We start from the raw sequence: 21,329 nt of genomic DNA on the forward strand, positions 1-21,329 counted from the left end.
GATTGACACGTCAACCATGCTAACCTCGGGATTGACATGTCAACCAGGAGCGGGAGATGACGAAAGCCACACCTGACCGGCGGAAGGGACGTCAGCTCCCGAGCGCGGCGGAGCTGCGGGCCTGGCGCGACTACATCGAGACGGCGGAAGCGCTCAGGTCACAGCTCGCGTCCCGCCTCCAGGCCGAGTCTTCCCTCTCCCCGGGCGACTACGCCGTGCTGCTCGCTCTCACCGAGGCGCAGGAACAGCAGCTGCGCTCCTCCGAACTCGCGGCCCACATCGGGTGGGAGCGCAGCCGGCTCTCCCACCATCTGGGGCGGATGGAGCGGCGCGGGCTCATCCGCCGCCAGGAGTGCGCAACCGATCGGGGTGGGGCGGAGGTCCTGCTCACGCCGGCCGGAGCCGACGCGTTCCGGCGCTCCACCGTTCCGCACCTGCGCGCCATCCGCGCACTCTTCGTCGACGCTCTCACGCCGGATCAGCTCGTCGCGGCGGGCGAGATCGCCGCGGCGCTGCGCGCGCACCTCGACACGCGCCACCAGACCCCTCAGGCGCCGTGAAACATCCGGTGAGCCCGGACTCTCGTGGCACTGGCGACGCTGGGACCGGAGCACCCTGCGGCGGAGCCGGGCGACTCGATCGGCTTCCCGACCGCTGAGCGGTGGTTGTCCCCGATTCGGTGCTTGTGACTGATACGGGGCATGTGTCCGCCGCTCTTCCCTATGCTCCAGGTGACATTCCTACCCGATCCAGGACTCCGGCCGGTCCTGCGCCGCGTGCTGCCCACGCCACCGGACCGCTGGCCTCGCGTCGCCCCTGCCACGGCTTCGACCGCCGGTTCCGACAGAAATGCGTGAGACACGATGAAGGACGCGGACACCATAGTCCTGCCCCGGCTGACGTCGGCGGAGGTCGACATCGAGGACCCCTGGGGCGAAGGCCACGACGTGGGCCCCCAGCCGGCGGCCGACCCCGTCCGGTGGCGGGTCGCCGCCTGGCTGGTACCGGCACTGCTGACGGTCGCGCTCTGTCTCGTCCGGGCCGGCGTGCCCGCCCCGCCCACCGACGACGCCCGGGCCTGGGGCATCGCCGGTTCAGCCCTGATGCGCTGGTGGGCGGAGGTCCTCGGCACACAGGGGTCGGCGGTGCGGGCGGTGTCGATGGTCGCCGTCACCGCCGCGGCGGCCCTCGTCGGGCTGTTGGCGGCCCGGCTGTTCACGCCGCGGGTCGGCCTGCTGGCCGGAGTGATCTTCGCGCTGCTGCCGACGTCGACCCGGTACGCGCAGGAGGTCCAGCCGTACGCGCTGACGGTGTTCGCCGCCGTGCTCGCCACGTTCCTGCTCGTGCTGGCCGTCGACCGGCCGACGTTCGGACGCTTCGCCGGCTACGGCGCCGCGGTGCTGCTGCTGGGCCTCTCCCACGGTCTCGCGCTGCTGTTGCTGGCCGGGCACGGCTGGACCGTGCTCGCCTTCCGGCGCGGCGTGGCCGGCCGCTGGTCGGCGGTGGCGCTCCTGGCTGCGCTACCCGCGGCCGCCGCGCTGGGACTGTTCGGCGGGCCACCCGGCGGGCCGATCGCGCGGGGATCGAAGCTGACCCCGGACGTGTTGGCCGCGACCCCCCGGGAACTGTTCGGTGTCACCGCCCTGGGGCTTGTGCTGCTCGGGTTGGCGCTGTTCAGCCTTCCGTTGCGGCGCTCCGCCGCCGTCTACACCGCGTGGGCGGTGGTGCCGCCGCTGGGGTTGCTGCTCGTCGCGCAGGCGACGCCGATCTGGGGGCCGGAGGTGCTGCTCTTCACGCTTCCGGCGTGGGCGACGCTCGGCGCGGTCGCCCTGGCCCGGGTGCGTGCCCGGTGGTGTGCGGTCGCCCTGGTGGCGATCGCGGTGCTCGGTGCGCCGGCACAACTCGCCCGGCCGGCGCCGGAGGCACTCGAGCAGGTGACCGGCGATATCACGAGGATCATTCAACTGTGGACCCGGCCCGTCGACGGCGAGACGCCGCACGGGGCTCGCCCGACCTCCGACGGAGAATGAGAACGGCCGGCGGAACAAGCCTCATGGCCATTTGAGCAACACGCACTCTTTGGGCAGATTGCCCGAATAGCATCAGCTCCGGTCGAGTTTGTGTCGGGCAGAGTCCTTTGGGGGCAACGTGGGGATCGCCAGCGATATCCGGCTGTCTCACGTCGCGGGGGAGGTCACCGCCGGCGCTCCGGCCGCCACCTCGCCCCGGGCCTCGTCGGAGCAGCCCCCCGACCGTCGACAGCGCAACGTCCGAGCGCGTCGCGCCTACGCGGCGTGCGGGACGACGGCCGGCCCGTTGGTCGCGCCGCGACACCCGGAGGCGGCGGTCGAGTTCCGCCACGCCGTCTCGCCGGCGTCACGGCTGGTCCTCACCCTGTTCGTCCTCGTCAACAGCGCGGCCGGGGTGCTGTTCATCGGCTGGCTGTTGCTCCCGGCGCACGTGCCGGGACCGGGCGTGACCGGGATCGGGAGCTGGCAGACGATGGCGGCCCGGATCGGCTTCTGCGTGGTCGTCGGCGTGGAGCTGATCCGCCTCGCGCAGAACGTGGTGATCTGGGTCTTCGCGTACCACGCCAAGGATCCGATCCCGGTCGATCCGCCGGTCGGCCTGCGGGTGGCGCTGCTCACCACGATCGTGCCCAGCAAGGAGCCGATCGATGTCGCCGAGCGGACCCTGCGAAGGATGACGCAGATCGTGTACTGCGGCCAGGTCGACGTCTGGATCCTCGACGAGGGAAACGACCCGGCGGTGAAGGAGATGGCCGCGCGGCTCGGGGTGCGGCACTTCAGCCGCAAGGGCCGTCCGGAGTACAACCAGCCGAGCGGCGAGTTCCGGGCCCGGACGAAGTCGGGCAACCACAACGCCTGGCGGGCGGAGTACGAGCACTGCTACGACGTGGTGGCCAACGTCGACCCGGACCACGTGCCGTTGCCGGGCTTCCTCGAACGGACTCTCGGATACTTCCGCGACCCGGACGTCGCCTTCGTGGTGACGCCCCAGGTCTACGGCAACATGCACCAGAACTGGGTCGCGCACGGCGCGTCGGTGCAGCAGTACCTCTACAACGGGCTCATCGCGCGGGGCGGGAACGGGCTGGATGCGCCGCTGCTCACCGGCACCGGCCACCTATACCGACCGGCGGCCTGGCGGAGCATCGGGGGCTACCAGGACTCGATCATCGAGGACCATCTCACCAGTATCCGGGTCCACGCCGCCGTCAACCCGCGGACCGGCAACCGGTGGAAGGGCGTCTACACCCCGGACGTGCTGGCCATCGGGGAAGGCCCGACGTCGTGGGCGGACTACTTCAACCAGCAGAAGCGGTGGGCGGCCGGCATCTGCGAGATCCTCATCCGCCCCGAGCTGCGCGCACCGCGCGAACTCCGTGGACGGCGCCGCTGGCAGTACCGCCTGCTGCAGTTCTACTACCCGAGCGTCGCCGTCAGCCTGTTGCTGGGCAATCTCGCCACGGCCATGTACCTGCTCACCGGTGTGGGCGCGGCCCAACTCGACGTCACCGTGTGGTCGGCGCTGTGGGGCTCGAGCATGGGCACCTGGTTTTTGCTGTGGCTCTGGCTCCGCCGCTTCAACATCGCTCCCCACGAACGGGAGGAGATCGGCCTGGTCGGCATGGCGCTGGCGCTGTTCGCCGGTCCCATCTACGTGGCCGCCGGTGTGAGTGCGCTGCTTCGGCGGAAGCTCGGGTTCGTGGTGACGGCCAAGGGGAAGCTGCGCACCACCGAGTCGCTCGGCACCTTCCGGCTGCACTTCTGCTGGGCGGCTTTCGCCGCTGCCCTGCTCGGCGCGAGCTTCGTACTGGACACCAGCTTCACCATGCTCCACGTTTGGCCGATCCTGACCCTCCTGACAGGTCTCGGTCCGCCGCTGATCGCGCTCCTGTCGAACATCACGGCCCGCAGGAAGCAGCACGACGACACGGCCGAGCAAGCCGCGCGCGCCGGCAATGAGGAGCGCCAACCGCCGAAGTCGCGGGTGCCGGCGAACGGGGGTTTGTCATGGCCAAGCTGACCATCCCGCGGGTCATGATGGTGTTGATCGCCGCGCTGCTGCTGGCCTACGCCTTCGCCGTGGCGCCAAAGACCACGGCCGAGGGCCGAAAGGAGGCGCCGTCCGACCGGGTTGCCGCGGCTGGACCAAGCGCGGTGGCGACGGCCGAACCAGGCTCGTCGCTCGGACCGGACCGGAAAATCTTTCCTCCGGCTGGTAAGACGTTCATCGGTGTCATGACACAGGAGGGCCCGCACGACTTCACCGCCGTGAACATGTTCACGGCGGCCGCGAAGCGCCCGCCGCAGGTCATGCTCTTCGGCTCCGGATGGGCATCCGACGCATTCGACCGGACGCCCTTCGACCGGATCAAAGACCGCGGCATGCTGCCAATGCTGGGCTGGGAACCGTGGGACTACCGATTGGGCGAAGCGGCCATCAAGAAGGGGCTCCCGACCCGCGAGGTCGACAGGTTACGGAACGAGCAGACCCAGTACCGGTTGTCCCACATAGCGCGCGGGGACTTCGACAGCTACCTGCGATCCTGGGCCGAAGGGATCAAGTCGCTCGGCTACCCGGTGGCCATCCGGTTCGCCCATGAGATGAACGGCTACTGGTACCCGTGGTGCGAGCTGGTCAACGGCAACCGACCGGGCGACTACGTCAAGGCGTGGCGCCACGTACATGATCTGTTCCGGGCTGCCGGCGCCACCAACGTCACGTGGGTGTGGAGCCCGAACAACATCTGGGACGATTCGCTCCCGAAACTCTCCACGTTCTACCCGGGCGATGCCTACGTCGACTGGGTGGGCATCTCCGGCTACTACACCACTGTGTTCACCTCGGACTACCGGCCCTTCGACGTGATCTTCGACAGGATCATCAAGGAGATCCGCGCCTTCAGCAGCAAACCGCTGGTCATCACCGAGACCGGTGCCTCCGACGCCTACGGGCGCAAGGCCGAGTGGATCACGCAGACATTCCGGCTGCTGCCGCGCTACAAGGACATCATCGGCGTCATCTGGTTCGAAGTGAACAAGGAGGTGGACTGGCGCATCGTCAGTTCACCGGCCGTGACAAAAGCCTTCGCCAATGGGGTCGCCGACCCTCGCTACCAGGTCACCTGGTCGCCAGACATGCTCCTGCGCATGAAACTCGAGGACTAGATGTTCCGTACCCGGCCTCGTCCCCGGTCGATGTCGACACCCGCACCGGCAGGACGGGTGACCCGGTGCCGGGCGCCCGGGGGCGAAGCTGCCGAGCGGCACCTGCCGGCGGTTGACGACATGGCCGAGCCGGTCGCTCGCGCCGACAGCGAGGAACGCCACCCGCCGAGGTTGCGGGTGGCGGCTGAGGGGGTTCTGCAACGATGAGGTTGACCGTTCCGCGGGTCCTGATGGTGCTGATCGGCGCGCTGCTGCTGACCTACGCGTTCGCCATCGCACCGACCGCGATGTCCGGGGGCGGGGAGGACGGACCGTCCGGCCGGATTGCGAAGGCCGAGCCAGGTGCGGCGGCGGCCGGAGCCACACCCAGCGCGCCGCCCCGACCGGCTGCGGAACTGTTCCCGCCGGCCGGCAAGGCGTTCATCGGTGTCATGACACAAAAGGGCCCGCACGACTTCACCGCGCTGGACATGTTCACGGCGGCCGCGAAGCGCGAGCCGCAGGTGATGCTCTTCAGCTCGGGGTGGGCGTCCGACACATTCGACCGGACGCTTTTCGACCGGATCAGCAGCCGCGGCATGCTGCCGATGCTGGCGTGGGAACCGTGGGACTACGAGCTGGACAAGGCGTCCCGCAAGAAGGGCTTCAGCGCCCGCAAGATCGACAGGATCCGCTCCGACCAACCCCACTACCGGCTGTCCCGCATCGCCCGGGGGAGCTTCGACACGTACCTGCAGTCCTGGGCTCGGGGCATCAAGTCACTCGACTACCCGGTGGCCATCCGGTTCGCCCACGAGATGAACGGCGACTGGTACCCCTGGTGTGAGCCGGTCAACGGCAACCGGCCGGGCGACTTCGTGAAGGCCTGGCGTCATGTCCACGACGTGTTCGAGGCGGCCGGGGTCACGAACGTCATCTGGACGTGGAGCCCGAACGTCAGGTGGGACGACTCCACCCCGAAACTCTCCACGCTCTACCCGGGCGACGACTACGTCGACTGGGTCGGACTCTCGGGTTACTACGGCACCGGGGCGCTCTCCACGTACCGGTCCTTCGACGCGATCTTCAACCACACGATCAAGGAGATCCGCACCTTCACCGACAAGCCGTTGGTCATCACCGAGACCGCCGCCTCCGAGAGTAATGGGCGCAAGGCCGAGTGGATCAAGCAGACCTTCCAGTTGCTGCCCCGCCACCGGGACATCATCGGCCTGATCTGGTTCGAGGCGAACAAGGAGGTGGACTGGAGGATCGTCAGTTCTCCGGCCGCCGCCAAGGCCTTCGCCCGGGCGGTCGCCGCCCCCCGGTACGACTTCGACTGGTCGCCGGCCATGCTGCCGCGTACCACAATCGAGGAGTAGGCCCGCGGACCGGACGCTGCCCGCGTGACGCACCTGTCGGCGGGCCAGAAGTTGATCGGCCCCCTACAATCCTGTGGCACCTGTCACACCCGGCTCCGGGTCGCCCCCGCTGCCGGGCGCACCACTCGGCGCGCGGAGGGGAGCCTCGGGAGTGAGTCCACGTCACGGATCCGGTCCTCACGGCATGTGGCGGATCGGCCCGGTCCGCCTGCTGGCGGTGGTGGGCGTCGGTTACCTGATCATCGTTCTGACGCTGGCGGCGGTGAACGTGGATCTGGGCCTCGGGGGATCGCCGGCGGCGGATCATCCCGGCCCGGCCGGCCCGGCGACCGACCTTGATCCGGCCTACCCGACGCCGGACGCGACCACCGCCACCCCCGTTGAGCGCGGCGGGGAGGTGCGCGTCGGATCGGTGGCGAGCCGACCCGCCGTGCCGTCGACGGGACCCCCGACGGCGCCTCCGACCGCCCGGCCGCCGGCCACCCGCCCGCCCGCCGCTCCGGCGGCACCGATGGTGGTGCGGTCCTACGAGGCCGAGTCGGCGGAGAACGGCCTGGACGACATCAGGGTCTACGACTGTCCCGGCTGCTCCGGCGGGAAGAAGGTGGGCAACATCGGGCGCGACATGGGAACGCTGCGGTTCAACGGCCTGACCGCCCGCACCGGCGGGTCGGCCACCGTGACCATCGCGTACGTCAACGGCGAGTCCCCCCGGGTGGGGCGGATCAGCGTGAACGGCGCGGCTCCGATCACGCTGACCTTCCCGGGGACGGGCGGCTGGAGCAGCGTCGGCACCATGGTCGTGACGGTGCCGTTCCGACCCGGGGCCAACACGCTGACGATGTTCAACCCGGACGCGCCGGCACCCGACTTCGACAAGATCACCGTCGCCGTCCGATAGTCCCGCCCCGCCGGAAGCCCCGACCCGGTCGGGGCCGTCGCCGTCGCCTACCCGTCAGCGGCCGGTCGAACCGCTGGCCGGGTGTGCTCAGACGCCCGAGGGGTAGCTCTCGGGCTCGGCGAGGCTGGCGGGCCGGATGTGCAGCGGCCGGACGGCCTGGGACTGGTCGACCCAGCAGAGGGCGTCGTAGCGGTCGCCGAGCACGGTGGCGACGTAGTTGCCCCAGCTCTCTTGTTCCGGGTGGTAGACCACCCCGACCGCCCGATGGTCGAGCTCGTCGGTGAGCAGGTCGGGACGGCCGTCCCGGGGAAAGACGAAGAGCGCCTCCGGCGGCGCGGCGGCGTGCAGCACGTCCTCCAGCGAGTGCCGCCGGCCCGGCGGCATCGCCATCACCCGCATCGGCGCGCCCCAGGCGTCGCCGGCCACCACGGTCCCCCGATGGGTGGCGAAGCCGACCAGGACGACCTGGTCGGCGCCGTGCCGCTCGCGGGCGAGCTGGCCGATGTTGACCTCGCCCGCGTCGGCCATGTCGGTGGCCCGGGCGTCACCCACGTGGGTGTTGTGTGCCCAGACGACCGCCTTCGCACCCGGTCCGTAGTGCCTGAGCAGCCGGTCGAGGGTGTCGTCCATGTGCCGGTCACGGACGTTCCACGACTCGCGGCCGCCCCGCACCATCGCCCGGTAGTAGCGCTCGGCGCCGGCGACCACCTCGGCGTTCTGCCACGCCCCGAAGCGTCCCTCGCCGTCGGTGGCGGCCCGCTCGCGCAGCGCGGCGAGCAGGTCGACGACCTCGTTCTCGCAGCTGTTCGGCACCAGCCGGGTCGCCAGCGCATACTGCTGGGGGTCCTCGTCGTACGGCTGGAAACAGCGGTAGGCGGCCAGCGCCGCCGGCACCTGTTCCGGGTCGTGCTCGCGCAGGTAGACGAGGATCTCGTGCAGCGACTCCCACAGCGAGTAGACGTCCAGGCCGTGGAAGCCGACCCGTGCCGTCTCGTCCAACTGGGCGTTGTGGGACCGCAGCCAGCGGGTGAAGTCGACGACCTCCTCGTTGGCCCACATCCAGGTCGGCCACCGCTCGAACGCCGCGAGGGCCGCCCGCGGGTCCTCCGGCGCGTCGCTGCGGCACCGGACGCTGCGGTCGACCCGGTCACAGTCGGGCCAGTCGCCCTCGACGGCGACGAACGAGAAGCCCTTCTCCTCGATGAGTCGCCGGGTGATCGCGGCCCGCCAGGTGTAGAACTCGTGCGTGCCGTGGGTCGCCTCGCCCAGCATCACCACCCGGGCGGCACCGACGCGGTCCAGCAGCACGTCCAGGTCGCCCGGGTCGGTCAGCGGCGCCGCGAGCCCGGTCACCTCGTCGTCGTAGCGTCCCATCGCGCACTCCCGCCGCCTCGGATCCGGCCCGTGGCCCCCGGCCGGCGCTCGGGCCGTACCGGCGGGCGCCCCCACAGTTACCGCGGGTGGCGCGCCGCCGTCACGGACACGTCGACCCGTGCCTACCCGCACCGCCTCGGCGCATGCGTTCCGGCTGCCGTCGTTCGCCGGATCCGGTCGTCGGCGGGCGGGGGAGGTGCCGACCGCCCGAAGGCGTACGGGTGACTCGGTCCGATTCCCGAAAGGCCCGGAATCAGGAGGAATGGCCAGGGGGCCGGCAGGGCACATGGACGGGGTGAGCAAGGCACACAACGAAGCGGGCATGTGGGTCGTCGACGATCTGGATCAGCTCGTCGCCCTGGTGCAGAAAGCCGCGGACGAGTCGCTGTACGTGCGGTGGTCCCGGGGACCGCAGGCGGACCTGACCGACGAACGGCAGGCCAGCCAGTCCAGCCGGGACGCGCTGACCGGCACGGAGCTGCCGGGCCTGTCCGCCAACCCGCTCGCCGTGGAGTCGTGGTGGGGTGACCGGCCCCTGCGGCTGTGGATCGCCCGCCGGCTGTACGACTACTGTCACCTGCGGGACCTGCGTGGGCCCGGCGTACGCCCGTGGGTGCTGCTGGGCGAGCAGATCGGCCGGGGGCCCGACAACGAACCCCTGGTGATCTGCCAGCGGCCGCTGGCCTGGGTCAGCGAGGCGGCCCTCAGCCAGGCCCACCGGGCGGTGGAGGAGCAGGCGTCGCACGAGTGGGGTCCGCTGCACCGCGCGGACTGACCGACGAGCCACCCTCGATGCGGGGGCGGTGTCAGAAGGCGCGCCGGTACAGCGAGCAACCTCGGCACACCTCGGGCGGCTCGCCGCCGAGGAGGCGGTGCCGGAACTCGCGGTAGCGCTCGCCGTACCAGATCTGTGGGAAGCTCTTCTCGGTCAACCGGCCCAGGGACATCCGGTCGTCGCCCATCACCATGCAGCACGGCTGCACCACGCCGGTGCTGGTGATGTAGGCCGCCTCCCAGGGCCAGGAGCAGCCCCGGCCCGAGGGCGGGCCGGCGTCGGCCGGAACGCCGGGGCGCGGCAGGCGCAGTCGCACGCCGTGCTCCCGCGCCGCCTCGCTCGCCGCGTGGAAGGCGGTCGCGACGCGATCCGCGTCCGTGCCGGTCCACAGTGCCTGGTCCGCGGTGAACTGCCGGATGCCGTCGTACCCGCCGGCGGGGTCGGCGTCGGAGAAGCTGTGCGAGAGGTTCTGCACGTGCAGCTCGTCCACCCCGATGCGGGCCAGCAGGCGCACCAGGTCCGGCAGCTCGCCGACGTTGTCCCGCATCGCCACGAACACCACCCGGATCCACGGGTTGGCACTGCCAGCGGCCCGTTTGGCGTGCACCAGCCCGGCGAGGTTCGCCACGACGCGGCCGAAGTCGGCCCCCTCGCGGACCGCCTCGTAGGCGCCCGCGCCGGCCCCGTCGAGGGAGACGTGCAGCCAGTCGACCCCGCTGTCCACGAGTTCCTCGGCGCGGCCACGGGTGAGCAGGGTGGCGTTGGTGTTGAACCCGACGGTGATCCGGCGAGCGACCGCCGCCCGGACCATCTCCATCAGGTACGGCGACAGCAGCGGCTCGCCCAGCCCCTGCAGCGTCATCCGGTTCAGCGCGGGTACCTCGGCCAGCAGGCGGTGGAACAGTTCCGGCCGCATGGCCCCGGCGAGCTTGTTGACCGGGGGTCGGTACCGGACCAGACACATGACGCACCGCAGGTTGCACGCCGAGGTGACCTCCACCTGGAGGTGCGGCGGCAGCGGCGGATCGTCGAGGTCAACCGGCATGTCACCTGATGCCCGGACGCCACCGGATGAAACCGCGCCGCCCCCGATGCCCCCGGCGACGCCGTCAGCCGGTCACTGTTCGTCGTCGACGACCTCGGTCCGGTCGTCGCGCGTGACGGTCACCGGAGGGTGCTCGTCGGGCTGGGGCGCCTGCGCCAAGGTGTGGTGGGGATCCCCGTCGGGGGAGTAGAGCACACGGTCGGTCTTGCCGGTCTTCTCCCGGTCTTCCTCCGGATCCGTCACGTCACCCTCCTGCTGCCGCTCGTGTCGCCCACGCTACGCGGCCGGTCGGCTGGTTGGTCCGGTTTCCGCCCGGTACGTGCCGGTCGGCGGACGGTGGCGGTTGCCCGGCGGCGGGACCGGCGGGACCGGAGGGGGTAGCGGCTGCGCCCGGGCGGCGGGTTCAGCCGGGCAGCCGAGCCGCCGGACGGCGCTGCTCGCCGGCCAGCAGGGCGTACGAGGCGAGCGCGCCGGCGAGGACCACGTCCACGGAGATGACGAAGCCCCGGTCCATCCCGTCCGGCGCGAGGGCAGTGCCGGTCACCAGGGCGGTGACGGCCACCAGCACCATCGCCACCCGGACGAGCTGGTGGGGGTCGGGTCCGCTCCGGTCGGTCTGCCGGGACGGGCGCTCCGCCACCAGCAGCAGGGCGCCGACGGCGCCGGCGGCCCCGATCATCAACGAGGGCACGGCGAGCCCGTCCACCCCCTGGCGCAGCATGCTGCCCCCGGACCAGGCCAGCAGCCCGAAGATCACCATCGCCAGGAGGTGCGGGAGGGCGCTCCGGCCCAACCGACGCGACCGGTTCACCGCCGGATCTCTTCCGTCTGCCACGACAGTCCTCCGCTCGGCCAGAATGCCGTCGATGTCATCGTCGCACCACGACGCCCGGATGGCAGCAGCCGATGAGCACGGACACCGACGGACCCGCCCGGTTCCCGCCACCGTCCGGCGCGCGGACCGGGCGCGGGGGAGCGCCGGTGCGGTCGAGCCCCGGCGGTGGGCCGGGGTGACGGGTCACCCCGGCCCGGTGCCGGTCGGTCAGGGCAGGGTCCAGCGCTGGGCGCCGGTGCCGTTGCAGTCGTGGATCTGCAACTGCGTGCCGTCGGTGGTGCTGGAGGCCGGGATGTCGAGGCAGCGGCCCGACTGCGGGTTCTTCAGGCTGCCGTCGGGTTGCGGCGCCCACCGCTGAGCGCCGGTGCCGTTGCAGGTCCAGAGCTGGACCGGGGTGCCGTTCGTGGTGCCGCTGCTCTTGACGTCGAGGCACCTGCCCAGCCCGCGGACGGTGCCGTCGCCGGGCAGCGTCCACCGCTGGGCGCCGGTGCCGTTGCACGTCCACAGCTGCACCCTGGTGCCGTCGGCGGTCTGGCTGGAGCTGATGTCGCCGCACTTGCCCAGCCCCTTGATCTCACCGGTCCGGGCGCCGCCGGTGCCCACGCCCGGGCCGGTGAAGGTGTAGCTGTCGACGTCGAGCAGCGCCCCGCTGCCGCCGGTGAACACCAGGTACAGGTCGTGGGTGCCGTCGTCCGGCTTGGTCACGGTGGTGCCGAGTTCGGTGTAGGTGTCCCAGCCGCCGGTGTTGGGCACCGCGATCCGGGCGACCTCGGGGCCGGTGGGGGAGTCGTACCGGAAGGAGACCGTGCCCCCGGCGCCGCCGGAGGAGACCGGGCCCTGACCCCGGTGATGCCCTTCAGGCTCACCGCGTGGTGTCGGACGTTCTCCCCGTTCTGGATGTCACCGAGTCGCTTGCCACCCCGGGCCGCAGCCTGGTCGATCACCCTGGGGCCGTTGAGCGTGACGTGGTGCTCGGCCTGCCACTGCTTGGGGTAGAGGCTGATCTCCCGTTCCCCGGTCAGCGGCACGGAACCGCTCGCGCCCCGGTCGGTGTAGCTGCCGCCGCGACCGATCGGTACAAAAATGCTCGGCCGGCGGGAAGTGGTCAGCGCTTGACGCTGTCGAGCGCCTGCATGATCACGTCAGTGACGGCCTGGGGTTGGCTGACCATGATCACGTGGGAGCCCTCAACCTCGGTGATGGTCGCCCCGGCCCGCTGCGCCATCGACCGCAGGACGTCGGTGCCGGCGGCCTTGTCGCCGGTGGCGACCGCGGCCCAGGACGGCAGGTTGCGCCAGGCCGGCGTCCCGGTGGGTTCGCCGAAGGCCAGCGCCGAGACGGGGCGCTGGGTGGCCGCCATGACGGCGGCGTCCTTCTTCGACACGTCGGCGGCGAACGCGTCGTGGAACTTCGCCGGGTCGATGAGGAACTCCGTCTCCGTGCCCTGGGCGGTCGGATACTTCACCTCCATCAGGGCGGAGGTGAGCACGCTGTCCTTGGAGTCGCTCTCGATCGACAACAGGGTCTCACCCTCGTCGGGGGCGAAGGCCGCGACGTAGACCAGGCCGACCACGTTGTCGACCCGGGCCGCGGCGTTGGTGATGACCGCCCCGCCGTACGAGTGGCCCACGGCCAGCACCGGGCCCTCGGTCTGCTTCAGCGCGCTCGCGACGTACGCGGCGTCCTCGCTGACCCCGCGCAGCGGGTTCGGCACCGCCTTCACCGTCACGCCCGCGGCCTGGAGGCGCTCGACCACGCCGTTCCATCCCGAGCTGTCGGCGAAGGCGCCGTGGACCAGGACGACGGTCGGCGTGTCGTTCGGTGCGGTGGCCATGGCGGTTCCCCTCATCGCAGTCCTGCGGCGCGGGCGCGGATCCACGCCGGCACCGGTCAACTACCGAGGGTAGTCAGAGTGGTGCGGGGAGATCGGCGTTTCCGCGCCGCCGACTCACCCGCGCGAACCGGCGCTCCGCAACTCGCCGGCCGGGATGAGCCGGGGCGGCGCGGGCGGCAGGACGTCGCGGCCGGCGTCGACGTCGGCGAGAGCCCCGGCGGCGTTGATGAGGCCGATGTGCGAGAAGGCCTGGGGGAAGTTGCCCCGCGCCTCCCCGGTGCCCGGGTCGATCTGCTCGGCGAAGAGGCCCAGGTCGCTGCTCCGCGCGGCCAGGCTCTCGAACAGCCGCCCGGCACGGTCCCGCTCGCCCGCCAGGGCCAGGCACGCCACCAGCCAGAACGAGCAGATGACGAAGCCGGCGGGGTCGCCCTCCCAGCGGCGCAGCAGCCCGTCGTGGGCCAGCCGCTCCTCGATCGCCCGGATGGTCGAGCGTATCCGCGGATCGTCGGCGGGCAGGAAGCCGACCAGCGGCATGAGCAGGGCCGACGCGTCCAGATCGGCGCCGCCCACGGTGCCGGTGAACACGCCGGCCCGGTCGTCGAAGCCCTCGGTCAGCACGGCGTGCCGCACCGCGTCCCGCGCCGCCGCCCAGCGGGCCGTCTCCGCCGGCGTGCCGAGCCGGTCGCCGAAGCGGACCGCCCGATCCAACGCCGTCCAGCACTGCACCTTCGACGACAGGTGGTGCCGCTCGACGTCCCGCTCCTCCCACATCCCGGCGTCCGGCAGCCGCCAGTCCCGGGCGGCCCGCTCGGTCATCCCACGCAGCAGTTGGCGGGTCTCCGGCTCCATCGGATCCAGGTGTTCCCGCATCAGCCAGGCCGCGCAGAGCGCCTCGCCGACCACGTCGGTCTGCCGCTGCCGCCAGGCGTCGTTGCCGAGCAGCACCGGCCGGCTGTCGGCGAATCCGCCGAGGTGCTCCAAGCGGTGCTCGGTCAGATCCCGTTCCCCCTCGACGCCGTACATGATCGGCACCACGCCGTTCTGCACCACGCCCATCGACCGGGCCAGCCACCGGAACTGCCGGCCGACCTCGTCGGCGCAGGCCGAGCGCCACAGCGCCTCCAGGGTGAAGCTGAAGTCGCGCACCCAGACGTAGCGGTAGTCGTAGTTGCGCTCGCCGCCCACCTCCTCGGGCAGCCCCATCGTCGCGGCGGCCACCACCGCCCCGCTGGGCTGGTACGTCATGCCCGCCAGGACCAGCGCGCTGCGGCGCACCTCGTCCCGGTACAGGCCCTGGTAGTCGTGCAGATGGATCCAGGACCGCCAGCCGGCGACCGCGTCGTCGACCGCCTGCGCGGCGTCGAGTCGGACCGGTGGGTCTGCGGCGTAGGCGGGCCCGTAGCCGACGGTGAAGCCCCGGCGTTCGCCCGCCCGGACGGTGAACGTGGCCGACGCCTCGCCGGTGCCGACGGACTGCGGTGTGTCGGCGCGCAGGACCAGACGGGTCGCGCCGGCGGTGGCCACGACCTCGTCGCCCTGCCGGTCCAGGCGCGGGACCACCCGGCCGTACTCGAACCGGGGCCGGAAGTGCGAGCGGACCCGCACCAGGCCGGCGAGCCCCTGCACCACCCGGGCCAGTACCCGCGGCGAGCGCCGGCCGACCCGGTGGCCGCGCGCGCCCGGCTCCAGGGCCAACCCGTCGGTCACCGCCACCGCGCCGGTCGCCGTGGTGAAGACGGTACGCAGCACCAGCGAATCGGTCACGTACGCCCGTTCGCTGGTGAAGTCGCCCTCGGGGCGGAGCGACCAGTGCCCCGCGTCGTGGTCGAGCAGGCGCCCGAAGACCGCCGGGCCGTCGAAGCGCCCGGGGCACCACCAGTTCACCGAGCCGTCCCGGTCCACCAGCGCGGCACTCTGGCCGTCGGCGAGCAGCCCGTGGTCGGCGATCCCTGTGACGCTCACCCGGCCGCATTACCCGACCGGCAGGCAGGCAGTCCCGGTCGTCATCGTCGTTCCCGGCTCGCCCGAGTCCGCCCGGTGGGCGCCGTCGGCTCCGTAGAATCCCGCTGTGCCGCGCATCGTCCAGTTGCTGGCCTCGCCGGTACACCGCTACGTGGGGCGGCCCGCCGACGGCCCGCTGCCCGCCCCGCCCGGCGAGCTGGTGACGGAGGTCCGGCTCCGGGCCGAGCTGGGCATCGTCGGCGACCGGTACTTCGGCCGGCCGGCGCACCGCGCGGCGAGCGTGACCGTGATCGCGCAGGAGTCGCTGCCGCCGCGCGTCGACCTGGTGCAGGTCCGGCGCAACATCCTGACCACCGGTATCGCGGTGGACGAGCTGGTCGGATCGGTGCTCGTCCTGGACTCGGGGGACGGCCCGGTCCGGCTGCGGGTCAACCGGCCGGCCAACCCGTGCGCCTGGATGGACGTCACGATCGGCCCCGGCGGATGGCGGGCGCTGCGGCGCCGGGGCGGCGTGCGCTGCACGCCGCTGAACGACGGCACCCTGCGCGTCGGCCCGGTGGACGTCGCGGTCGAGAGCTAGCGACAGCGCGGCGAGTTCCCGCCACTGCTTCCGGGGCAGGTCCGTGCGCTCCGGGGTGGCCGGCTGCAGGACGTGGCGCCGGCCGGAATCCGGGGGGATTCCGACCGGCGCCGTTCGACGGGGTCAGCCGGGGGTGGGAGCAGGTGGCCGGGCCGGCGGTCACCAGGTGGACGGCGGTGGCGGCGCCACGACCGGCGGCCGGTCGTCGCAGGTGATCGTGTTGGGCAGCAGCCACGGGGCCAGCCACCCGCCGTCGTTGCCGCCGAGGTCGGTCAGGCTGAACTCGGATCCGGCGGGGGTGAAGTGGAAGGAGCCGCAGTTGTTGACGCCGACCGCCCCCACGTTGCGCGCGTCGACGTTCGCGAACGAGGCCGAGCCCGCCGTGCGAGCGCTCACCACGGACGTCCCCGCGCCGTCGACCCGGACGTCGCGGACGTGCACGTTCGTGATCGAGTACCGGTCCTTCACCGGCCAGTCGCTGACCAGCATGATCGCGTTGTAGGTGTTGTCCAGGTAGTGGTCGCCGACCACCTGGATGTCGGCGTCGATGCTGCGGTCCAGGGCGTAGAACCAGATGGCGCCGAGGCCGATGTTCCAGTTCAGCTCGTAGGTGCCGGCCCGGGCGGTGGTGTTCTCCGTGATCCACAGGTGCCCGGCGAACGGCTCGGCGCCGAACCGGGAGCCGACCTGGATGGCGCTGCCCTCGCGCACCGGGTCGGCGACCAGGTTGCGCGAGAGGGTGTTGTCCGTGCCGCCGTACACGGCGATGCCGTTGGCCAGGACCGGCGACTGCACGGTGTTGCGGTGGATGATGTTGCCCGCGTTGCCGGTCTTCTCCGACCACATGGCGAGGCCGTCGTCGCCGCTGTTGCGGACGAAGTTGTTGCGCACCACGGAGTCGGTGACCCCGGTGTGGAAGTTCAGGCCGTCGGCGATCTGGTCGACGATGACGTTGTTCGTGACCCGCAGGTCGGTCATCGGCCCGTCGAACCAGAGTCCCACCTTGGTGTGGTGCAGGTAGAGGCCGTCGACGCTGGAGTGGCTCAACGCGCCACCGACGCCGTTGACCTGGTCGGTGTCGATGCGCTCGCGGACGTCGCCCTCGATCGCGAAGCCGGACAGGTGGACGTTGCGGCTGCCGCCCGCCGACGCGGGCCGGCCGTAGAAGCCGACCCCGGTGTGCACCGAGCCGTCCGGCGCCGGGGTGTCGAGCGCGACCTCGCGTCCCTTGACGATGGTGTACCAGTTGCCGGCGCCCTCGATGGTGACGTCGTCGACGACGATGTGGCGGTTCACCTGGTAGGTCCCCGGCGGCAGGTAGACCTTCAGCTTGGTACGCCGGGCGAAGGCGATCGCCCGGTCGAAGGCGCCGGCCGAGTCGCGGCGGCCGGTCGGGTCCGCGCCGAACGCCAGCACGTTCGCCGCCACCGGCACGACGCGCGGCGGGCCGACCAGCTCCGAGTCGAGCAGGTCGATGACCGTCCACGGCGCGACAGTGCCCGCCGGGACCGCGAGCCGCAGCACGCTCCCCGCCGGGTACGTCCGGCCGAGCAGCATGCGCTGCTCGTCGTAGAAGTGGTGCGGGCGGAACGGCCTGGTGATCGTCGGGGCGGGCGTGGTGGCCGCGGGGACGCAGGAGCATTCGGTGATCCACCAGTCCGGGTGCAACAGGCCGGCGGTGGGGTCGTTGGAGAACGGGTACTGGTTGTACAGCCAGGCGTACTGCGAGGTGAGCGTCATGGTCCGGGCGGGCCGGCGGCCGACCGAGACGTCCAGCGGCGCGGTGATGCCGCCGCCGGCGGGCGCGTCCGGGATGCTGTAGCGCACGGTGATGGCGTTGGTCGCGGCCGGCAGCGTGAACTCGACGAACTGGCCGGGCGCCAGGCGCACAGCCCGGCGACCGGAGGCTTCCGACGCCAGGGTGTACGCCGTGCGTCCCGGGCCGATCAGCGTGCCGTTCGTGGTGGCGTTCTCCGCCTCCTGCTCCAGGAACGCGACGTCGGCGCCCCGGCCCGCGACGAGCGACGGGTCGAGAGCGGCCCGGGTGACCACAGGGGGCGGGGCGGCCTCGGCCCGGGCCGCCCCGGCCCCACCGGTCACCGTGGCCGCCATGACCGCCGCCACGGCCGCCGCCCCGACGGTTCGCCGGCGCGCCGGTCCGCCCGGCCGTCCTGTGCTGATTCGAGACATCGCGTGATCCGTTCTCCCGAGGACCCGACGACCGTCATCGACGCCGCGGGCAGTCCCCGTCGTGCCGCGGTGGATGTCAGAAGCGAGGCGAGTTGGTTGCGGCGATGTTATTTCTACAACCTGTCAATATTCAAGCAGGTGTTTGTGCAGTAATTGCGGACCCGGTCTGGCCGTCGGCGGCAGGCCGGGCCGGTGGGACGCGGCCGGGCAGTTGGGTCCCTGTCGCCGACCGCTGACGTGACACGTCAGTGAGCGGTTCATTTCTTGCAGAGTCGGTGCCGTATCATCGCGGCGTGACGAAGCGACTGACCGAGGTGGCGAGGAAGGCCGGCGTCAGCGAGGCCACCGTCAGCCGGGTGCTCAACGGTCGTGGCGGCGTCTCCGAGTCGACCCGTACCGCCGTGCTCACCGCGCTGGACGTGCTGGGCTACGAGCGGCCGACCAAGCTGCGGGGGGAGCGGGCCCGCCTGGTCGGGCTGGTGCTCCCGGAGTTGCAGAACCCGATCTTCCCGGCGCTGGCCGAGGTGGTGACCGGGTCGCTCGCCCAGCGGGGCTACACCCCCGCGCTCTGCGCCCGGACGATCGGCGGCGTGTCCGAGGCGGACTACGTCGAGATGCTGCTCGACCACCAGGTCTCCGGCGTCATCTTCGCCGGTGGGTCGTACGCGCTGGCCGACGCGTCGCACGAGCACTACCGGCGGCTCACCGACCGGGGGCTGCCGGTGGTGCTGGTCAACGCCGGGGTCGACGCGCTGGACTTCCCCCGGGTCTCCACCGACGACGCGGTCGCGGTCGAGCAGGCGTACGGGCACCTGCGCTCGCTCGGGCACGAGCGGATCGGCCTGGTGCTCGGCCCGGAGGGGCACGTGCCGTCCCGGCGCAAGCTGGACGCGATGGTCCAGGCCGCGAACTGGGCCGACGACCGGGAGTGCGTCGAGCGCTCCAGCTTCTCGATGGAGGGCGCCCGGGTCGCCGCGACCAAGCTGGTCGAGCGGGGCGTGACCGGCATCATCTGCGCCAGCGACGTGCTGGCCCTGGGCACCATCCGGGCCGCCCGGCGGCTGGGTCGGGCGGTGCCGACCGACGTGTCGGTGGTGGGCTTCGACGACTCCGCGTTCATGACCTGCACCGACCCGCCGCTGACCACCGTGCGGCAGCCGATCGAGACGATGGGGCAGGCCGCGGTGGACCTGCTGGTCACCCAGATCGAGGGGGCCGGCGTGCTGCACGACGAGCTGCTGTTCGAGCCCGAACTGGTGGTACGCGGCTCCACCGCGCCCGCCCCCGGCCGCTGACCCCCGCCGGAGTCGCCCCCACCACCCCCAGCGCGGTGGGCGCACTTTCCCGGAAAGGGTGGCTGTTCCGCGCCGGACAGCCACGCTTTCTCTGAAAACGCCGGACGACGCGGGCGGGGCGCCTGGGTCGTCCGGCGGCCACCCTTTCCGCCGCTGACCGTCCCGGCGGCCATCGACCGGCGATCCGGCCACGAACCGCCTCCCTGACCGCCGAACGACACCCCGGCCGTCGACCGCTGCTTGCGGTCGGCACCCATCTCAGGCGACGGACGAGCACGAGCGCCAAAAGCTGCGAAGGTCCCGCAATTCGGATACGACCCGAAGCTCTGTCGACATCTGCCATGTCTACGTCGTGTCTTTTCAGATCGCGATCGGAACCTTGCTGAAATGAGTCGGCCTCGCTACAGTGACTCCACTCACAGCTGGCCCCGACGCAGCTACCGGGGGTCAGGTCATCCGATCGACGCAGATCACTGGCAGGGCGGTGCCGCGGTGCGTTCACCGCAGGTCGGCGACGTCCTGAAGACACCCGTTCCCGAAGGGATGGACAGATGTCCGTACCGCAGTACCGGAAGGCTGCGGCGTTGGCGCTCGTGGCCGGCCTGGGGCTCAGCCTCACGGCGTGCTCCACCAAGAGCGACGACACGACGAGCGATGCCGGTGGCAAGGTCACCATCACCGTCGACTGCCAGCCGGTCGGCTCCCAGAAAGAGCTGCTGAAGAACTGGAACGACGATGTCGTCGAGTTCCAGCGGCAGAACCCGAACATCGTCATCAAGAGCGTCAGCGTCGGCGAGCAGTGCAACAACCCGCCGGACTTCACCGCCCGCCTCGCCGGGGGCACCGTGACCGACGTGTTCTACGGGTACATGACCGATCTCCAGCAGGTGCTCGACTCCGGTCAGGCGATGGACATCAGCCAGTACGCCACCAAGGACACCGTCCCGACCTGGGACAGCGTCGACCCGGCGCTGAAGGAGGTCTTCACCGACGGCGGCAAGCTCTACGCCGTCCCGGTGAAGAACTACTCGATGGGCCTGGTCTACAACAAGGTGCTGTTCCAGCGGGCGGGGCTCGACGTCAACAACCCGCCCAAGACCTGGGGCGAGGTCCGCGACGCCGCCAAGAAGATCTCCGCGCTGGGCAACGGCATCGCCGGGTACGCGGAGTACAGCGCCGGCAACACCGGCGGCTGGCACTTCACCTCCCTGCTCTACTCCCAGGGCGGCCAGGTGCTGACCCCGGACGGCAAGAAGGCCGACTTCAACAACGCGATGGGCAAGCAGGTTCTGCAGAACCTCAAGGACATGCGGTACGGCGACAACAGCATGGGTGCCCGCCAACTGCTCCAGTGGGGCGACCTGCTGACCAACGCCGGCGCCGGCAAGGTCGGCATGTTCATCGGCGCGCCGGACGCCACCCAGGCGATCGTCAGCCAGTTCCAGGGCAAGTTCCAGGACTGGGCGATGGGCCCGCTGCCCGGCCAGGACGGCAAGGCGAAGGCGACGCTCGGCGGTGGCGAGGGTTACTTCTTCAAGAAGGGCCTCTCCCCGGAGCAGGTCAAGGCCGGTCTGAAGTGGATCGCGTACCAGAAGCTGACGCCGGGCAAGGGCCAGTTCGACTACGTCCGGGCGAAGCCGCAGAACTACCCGGTGGGCCTGCCCCAGCCGCTGCTGTTCGCCAACGGCAGTGAGGCGCAGAAGCAGGAGCTGGAGCTGCGCAAGGCGAACGCGAACGTCGACACCGCGAACTTCGCGATCTTCGAGGCGAACCCGGTGCCGATCAAGGGTGAGCCCCGCAACGCGCAGGCGATCTACGCGGTGCTCGACGCCGTGATGTCCGGGGTGCTGACGAACCCGAACGCGAACCTCGACGCACTCCTGAAGACGGCCGAGGACAAGGTCAACAAGCTGCTCGCCGCCGAGAGCTGATCCGATCGGGTGGGGGCCGGCCCGCCGGCCCCCACACCCTCCGCGCCGCAC

Annotated in this window: 18 protein-coding genes and 1 pseudogene; 10 read left to right on the top strand and 9 right to left on the bottom strand. The window is 71.5% G+C overall.

Annotation, left to right across the window (positions count from 1 at the left end; genetic code table 11):
* The first annotated feature begins 56 nt into the window (after nucleotides 1–56).
* From V6U89_RS09755 to V6U89_RS09780, 6 genes are all read left to right on the top strand, one after another.
* Nucleotides 57–560 carry a MarR family winged helix-turn-helix transcriptional regulator gene (locus tag V6U89_RS09755; RefSeq protein ID WP_334570449.1) on the top strand — a complete coding sequence of 168 codons (504 nt, stop codon included), beginning with the start codon at nucleotides 57–59 and terminating at the stop codon, nucleotides 558–560.
* A 303-nt stretch (nucleotides 561–863) separates the two neighbouring features.
* Nucleotides 864–2,030: a glycosyltransferase family 39 protein gene (locus V6U89_RS09760; protein WP_334570450.1), complete on the top strand. Its 1,167-nt coding sequence runs from the start codon at nucleotides 864–866 to the stop codon at nucleotides 2,028–2,030.
* A gap of 286 nt (nucleotides 2,031–2,316) precedes the next feature.
* Nucleotides 2,317–4,050 (top strand): glycosyltransferase family 2 protein, encoded by a 1,734-nt coding sequence (locus V6U89_RS09765; RefSeq protein ID WP_334570451.1) that lies wholly within the window; start codon nucleotides 2,317–2,319, stop codon nucleotides 4,048–4,050.
* Complete coding sequence (locus V6U89_RS09770) at nucleotides 4,038–5,195, top strand: glycoside hydrolase family 26 protein (RefSeq protein ID WP_334570452.1); 1,158 nt, start codon at nucleotides 4,038–4,040, stop codon at nucleotides 5,193–5,195. The genes V6U89_RS09765 and V6U89_RS09770 overlap by 13 nt, the downstream gene beginning before the upstream one ends.
* Nucleotides 5,196–5,398: 203 nt before the next feature.
* The gene (locus V6U89_RS09775; RefSeq protein ID WP_334570453.1) at nucleotides 5,399–6,556 is read left to right on the top strand and encodes a glycoside hydrolase family 26 protein; all 1,158 of its coding nucleotides are present in this window, start codon (nucleotides 5,399–5,401) and stop codon (nucleotides 6,554–6,556) included.
* 184 nt (nucleotides 6,557–6,740) lie between these two features.
* Nucleotides 6,741–7,457 (top strand): hypothetical protein, encoded by a 717-nt coding sequence (locus V6U89_RS09780; RefSeq protein WP_334570454.1) that lies wholly within the window; start codon nucleotides 6,741–6,743, stop codon nucleotides 7,455–7,457.
* An 87-nt stretch (nucleotides 7,458–7,544) separates the two neighbouring features.
* Here the strand turns inward: V6U89_RS09780 and V6U89_RS09785 are convergent, their stop codons facing one another.
* Nucleotides 7,545–8,831, bottom strand: a complete 1,287-nt coding sequence (locus tag V6U89_RS09785) for an erythromycin esterase family protein (protein ID WP_334570455.1) — start codon at nucleotides 8,829–8,831, stop codon at nucleotides 7,545–7,547.
* 322 nt (nucleotides 8,832–9,153) lie between these two features.
* Between V6U89_RS09785 and V6U89_RS09790 the strand changes: the two genes are divergently transcribed.
* Nucleotides 9,154–9,606 carry a DUF6098 family protein gene (locus V6U89_RS09790; protein ID WP_334570456.1) on the top strand — a complete coding sequence of 151 codons (453 nt, stop codon included), beginning with the start codon at nucleotides 9,154–9,156 and terminating at the stop codon, nucleotides 9,604–9,606.
* 31 nt (nucleotides 9,607–9,637) lie between these two features.
* Here the strand turns inward: V6U89_RS09790 and V6U89_RS09795 are convergent, their stop codons facing one another.
* From V6U89_RS09795 to V6U89_RS09825, 7 genes and pseudogenes are all read right to left on the bottom strand, one after another.
* Complete coding sequence (locus tag V6U89_RS09795) at nucleotides 9,638–10,651, bottom strand: radical SAM protein (RefSeq protein WP_334570457.1); 1,014 nt, start codon at nucleotides 10,649–10,651, stop codon at nucleotides 9,638–9,640.
* Between the two features lie 72 nt (nucleotides 10,652–10,723).
* The gene (locus tag V6U89_RS09800) at nucleotides 10,724–10,894 is read right to left on the bottom strand and encodes a hypothetical protein (RefSeq protein WP_334570458.1); all 171 of its coding nucleotides are present in this window, start codon (nucleotides 10,892–10,894) and stop codon (nucleotides 10,724–10,726) included.
* A 160-nt stretch (nucleotides 10,895–11,054) separates the two neighbouring features.
* Nucleotides 11,055–11,486, bottom strand: coding sequence for a hypothetical protein (locus tag V6U89_RS09805; protein ID WP_334570459.1), 432 nt, complete (start codon nucleotides 11,484–11,486; stop codon nucleotides 11,055–11,057).
* Between the two features lie 207 nt (nucleotides 11,487–11,693).
* Nucleotides 11,694–12,089: a ricin-type beta-trefoil lectin domain protein gene (locus V6U89_RS09810; protein WP_334570705.1), complete on the bottom strand. Its 396-nt coding sequence runs from the start codon at nucleotides 12,087–12,089 to the stop codon at nucleotides 11,694–11,696.
* 21 nt (nucleotides 12,090–12,110) lie between these two features.
* Nucleotides 12,111–12,305 (bottom strand): annotated as a pseudogene (locus V6U89_RS09815) (carbohydrate-binding protein); the annotation flags it as partial.
* A 286-nt stretch (nucleotides 12,306–12,591) separates the two neighbouring features.
* The gene (locus V6U89_RS09820; protein WP_334570460.1) at nucleotides 12,592–13,320 is read right to left on the bottom strand and encodes an alpha/beta fold hydrolase; all 729 of its coding nucleotides are present in this window, start codon (nucleotides 13,318–13,320) and stop codon (nucleotides 12,592–12,594) included.
* A gap of 114 nt (nucleotides 13,321–13,434) precedes the next feature.
* The gene (locus tag V6U89_RS09825; protein WP_334570461.1) at nucleotides 13,435–15,282 is read right to left on the bottom strand and encodes a glycoside hydrolase family 15 protein; all 1,848 of its coding nucleotides are present in this window, start codon (nucleotides 15,280–15,282) and stop codon (nucleotides 13,435–13,437) included.
* A gap of 106 nt (nucleotides 15,283–15,388) precedes the next feature.
* On the opposite strand from V6U89_RS09825, the gene V6U89_RS09830 reads away from it, so the two are divergent.
* Complete coding sequence (locus tag V6U89_RS09830) at nucleotides 15,389–15,862, top strand: MOSC domain-containing protein (RefSeq protein WP_334570462.1); 474 nt, start codon at nucleotides 15,389–15,391, stop codon at nucleotides 15,860–15,862.
* A 159-nt stretch (nucleotides 15,863–16,021) separates the two neighbouring features.
* On the opposite strand, the gene V6U89_RS09835 is transcribed toward V6U89_RS09830, so the two are convergent.
* The gene (locus tag V6U89_RS09835) at nucleotides 16,022–17,974 is read right to left on the bottom strand and encodes a glycosyl hydrolase family 28-related protein (protein WP_334570706.1); all 1,953 of its coding nucleotides are present in this window, start codon (nucleotides 17,972–17,974) and stop codon (nucleotides 16,022–16,024) included.
* A gap of 371 nt (nucleotides 17,975–18,345) precedes the next feature.
* Here V6U89_RS09835 and V6U89_RS09840 point away from each other — a divergent pair, with 371 nt between their 5' ends.
* Both V6U89_RS09840 and V6U89_RS09845 read left to right on the top strand, forming a co-directional pair.
* The gene (locus V6U89_RS09840; protein ID WP_179805468.1) at nucleotides 18,346–19,347 is read left to right on the top strand and encodes a LacI family DNA-binding transcriptional regulator; all 1,002 of its coding nucleotides are present in this window, start codon (nucleotides 18,346–18,348) and stop codon (nucleotides 19,345–19,347) included.
* Nucleotides 19,348–19,898: 551 nt separating this feature from the next.
* On the top strand, nucleotides 19,899–21,278 hold the full coding sequence (locus V6U89_RS09845) for an ABC transporter substrate-binding protein (RefSeq protein ID WP_334570463.1): 1,380 nt from the start codon (nucleotides 19,899–19,901) through the stop codon (nucleotides 21,276–21,278).
* The last annotated feature ends 51 nt before the right edge of the window (nucleotides 21,279–21,329 follow it).

This window comes from Micromonospora sp. CPCC 206171, assembly GCF_036906755.1.
In the GTDB taxonomy this organism is placed as follows: domain Bacteria; phylum Actinomycetota; class Actinomycetes; order Mycobacteriales; family Micromonosporaceae; genus Micromonospora; species Micromonospora purpureochromogenes.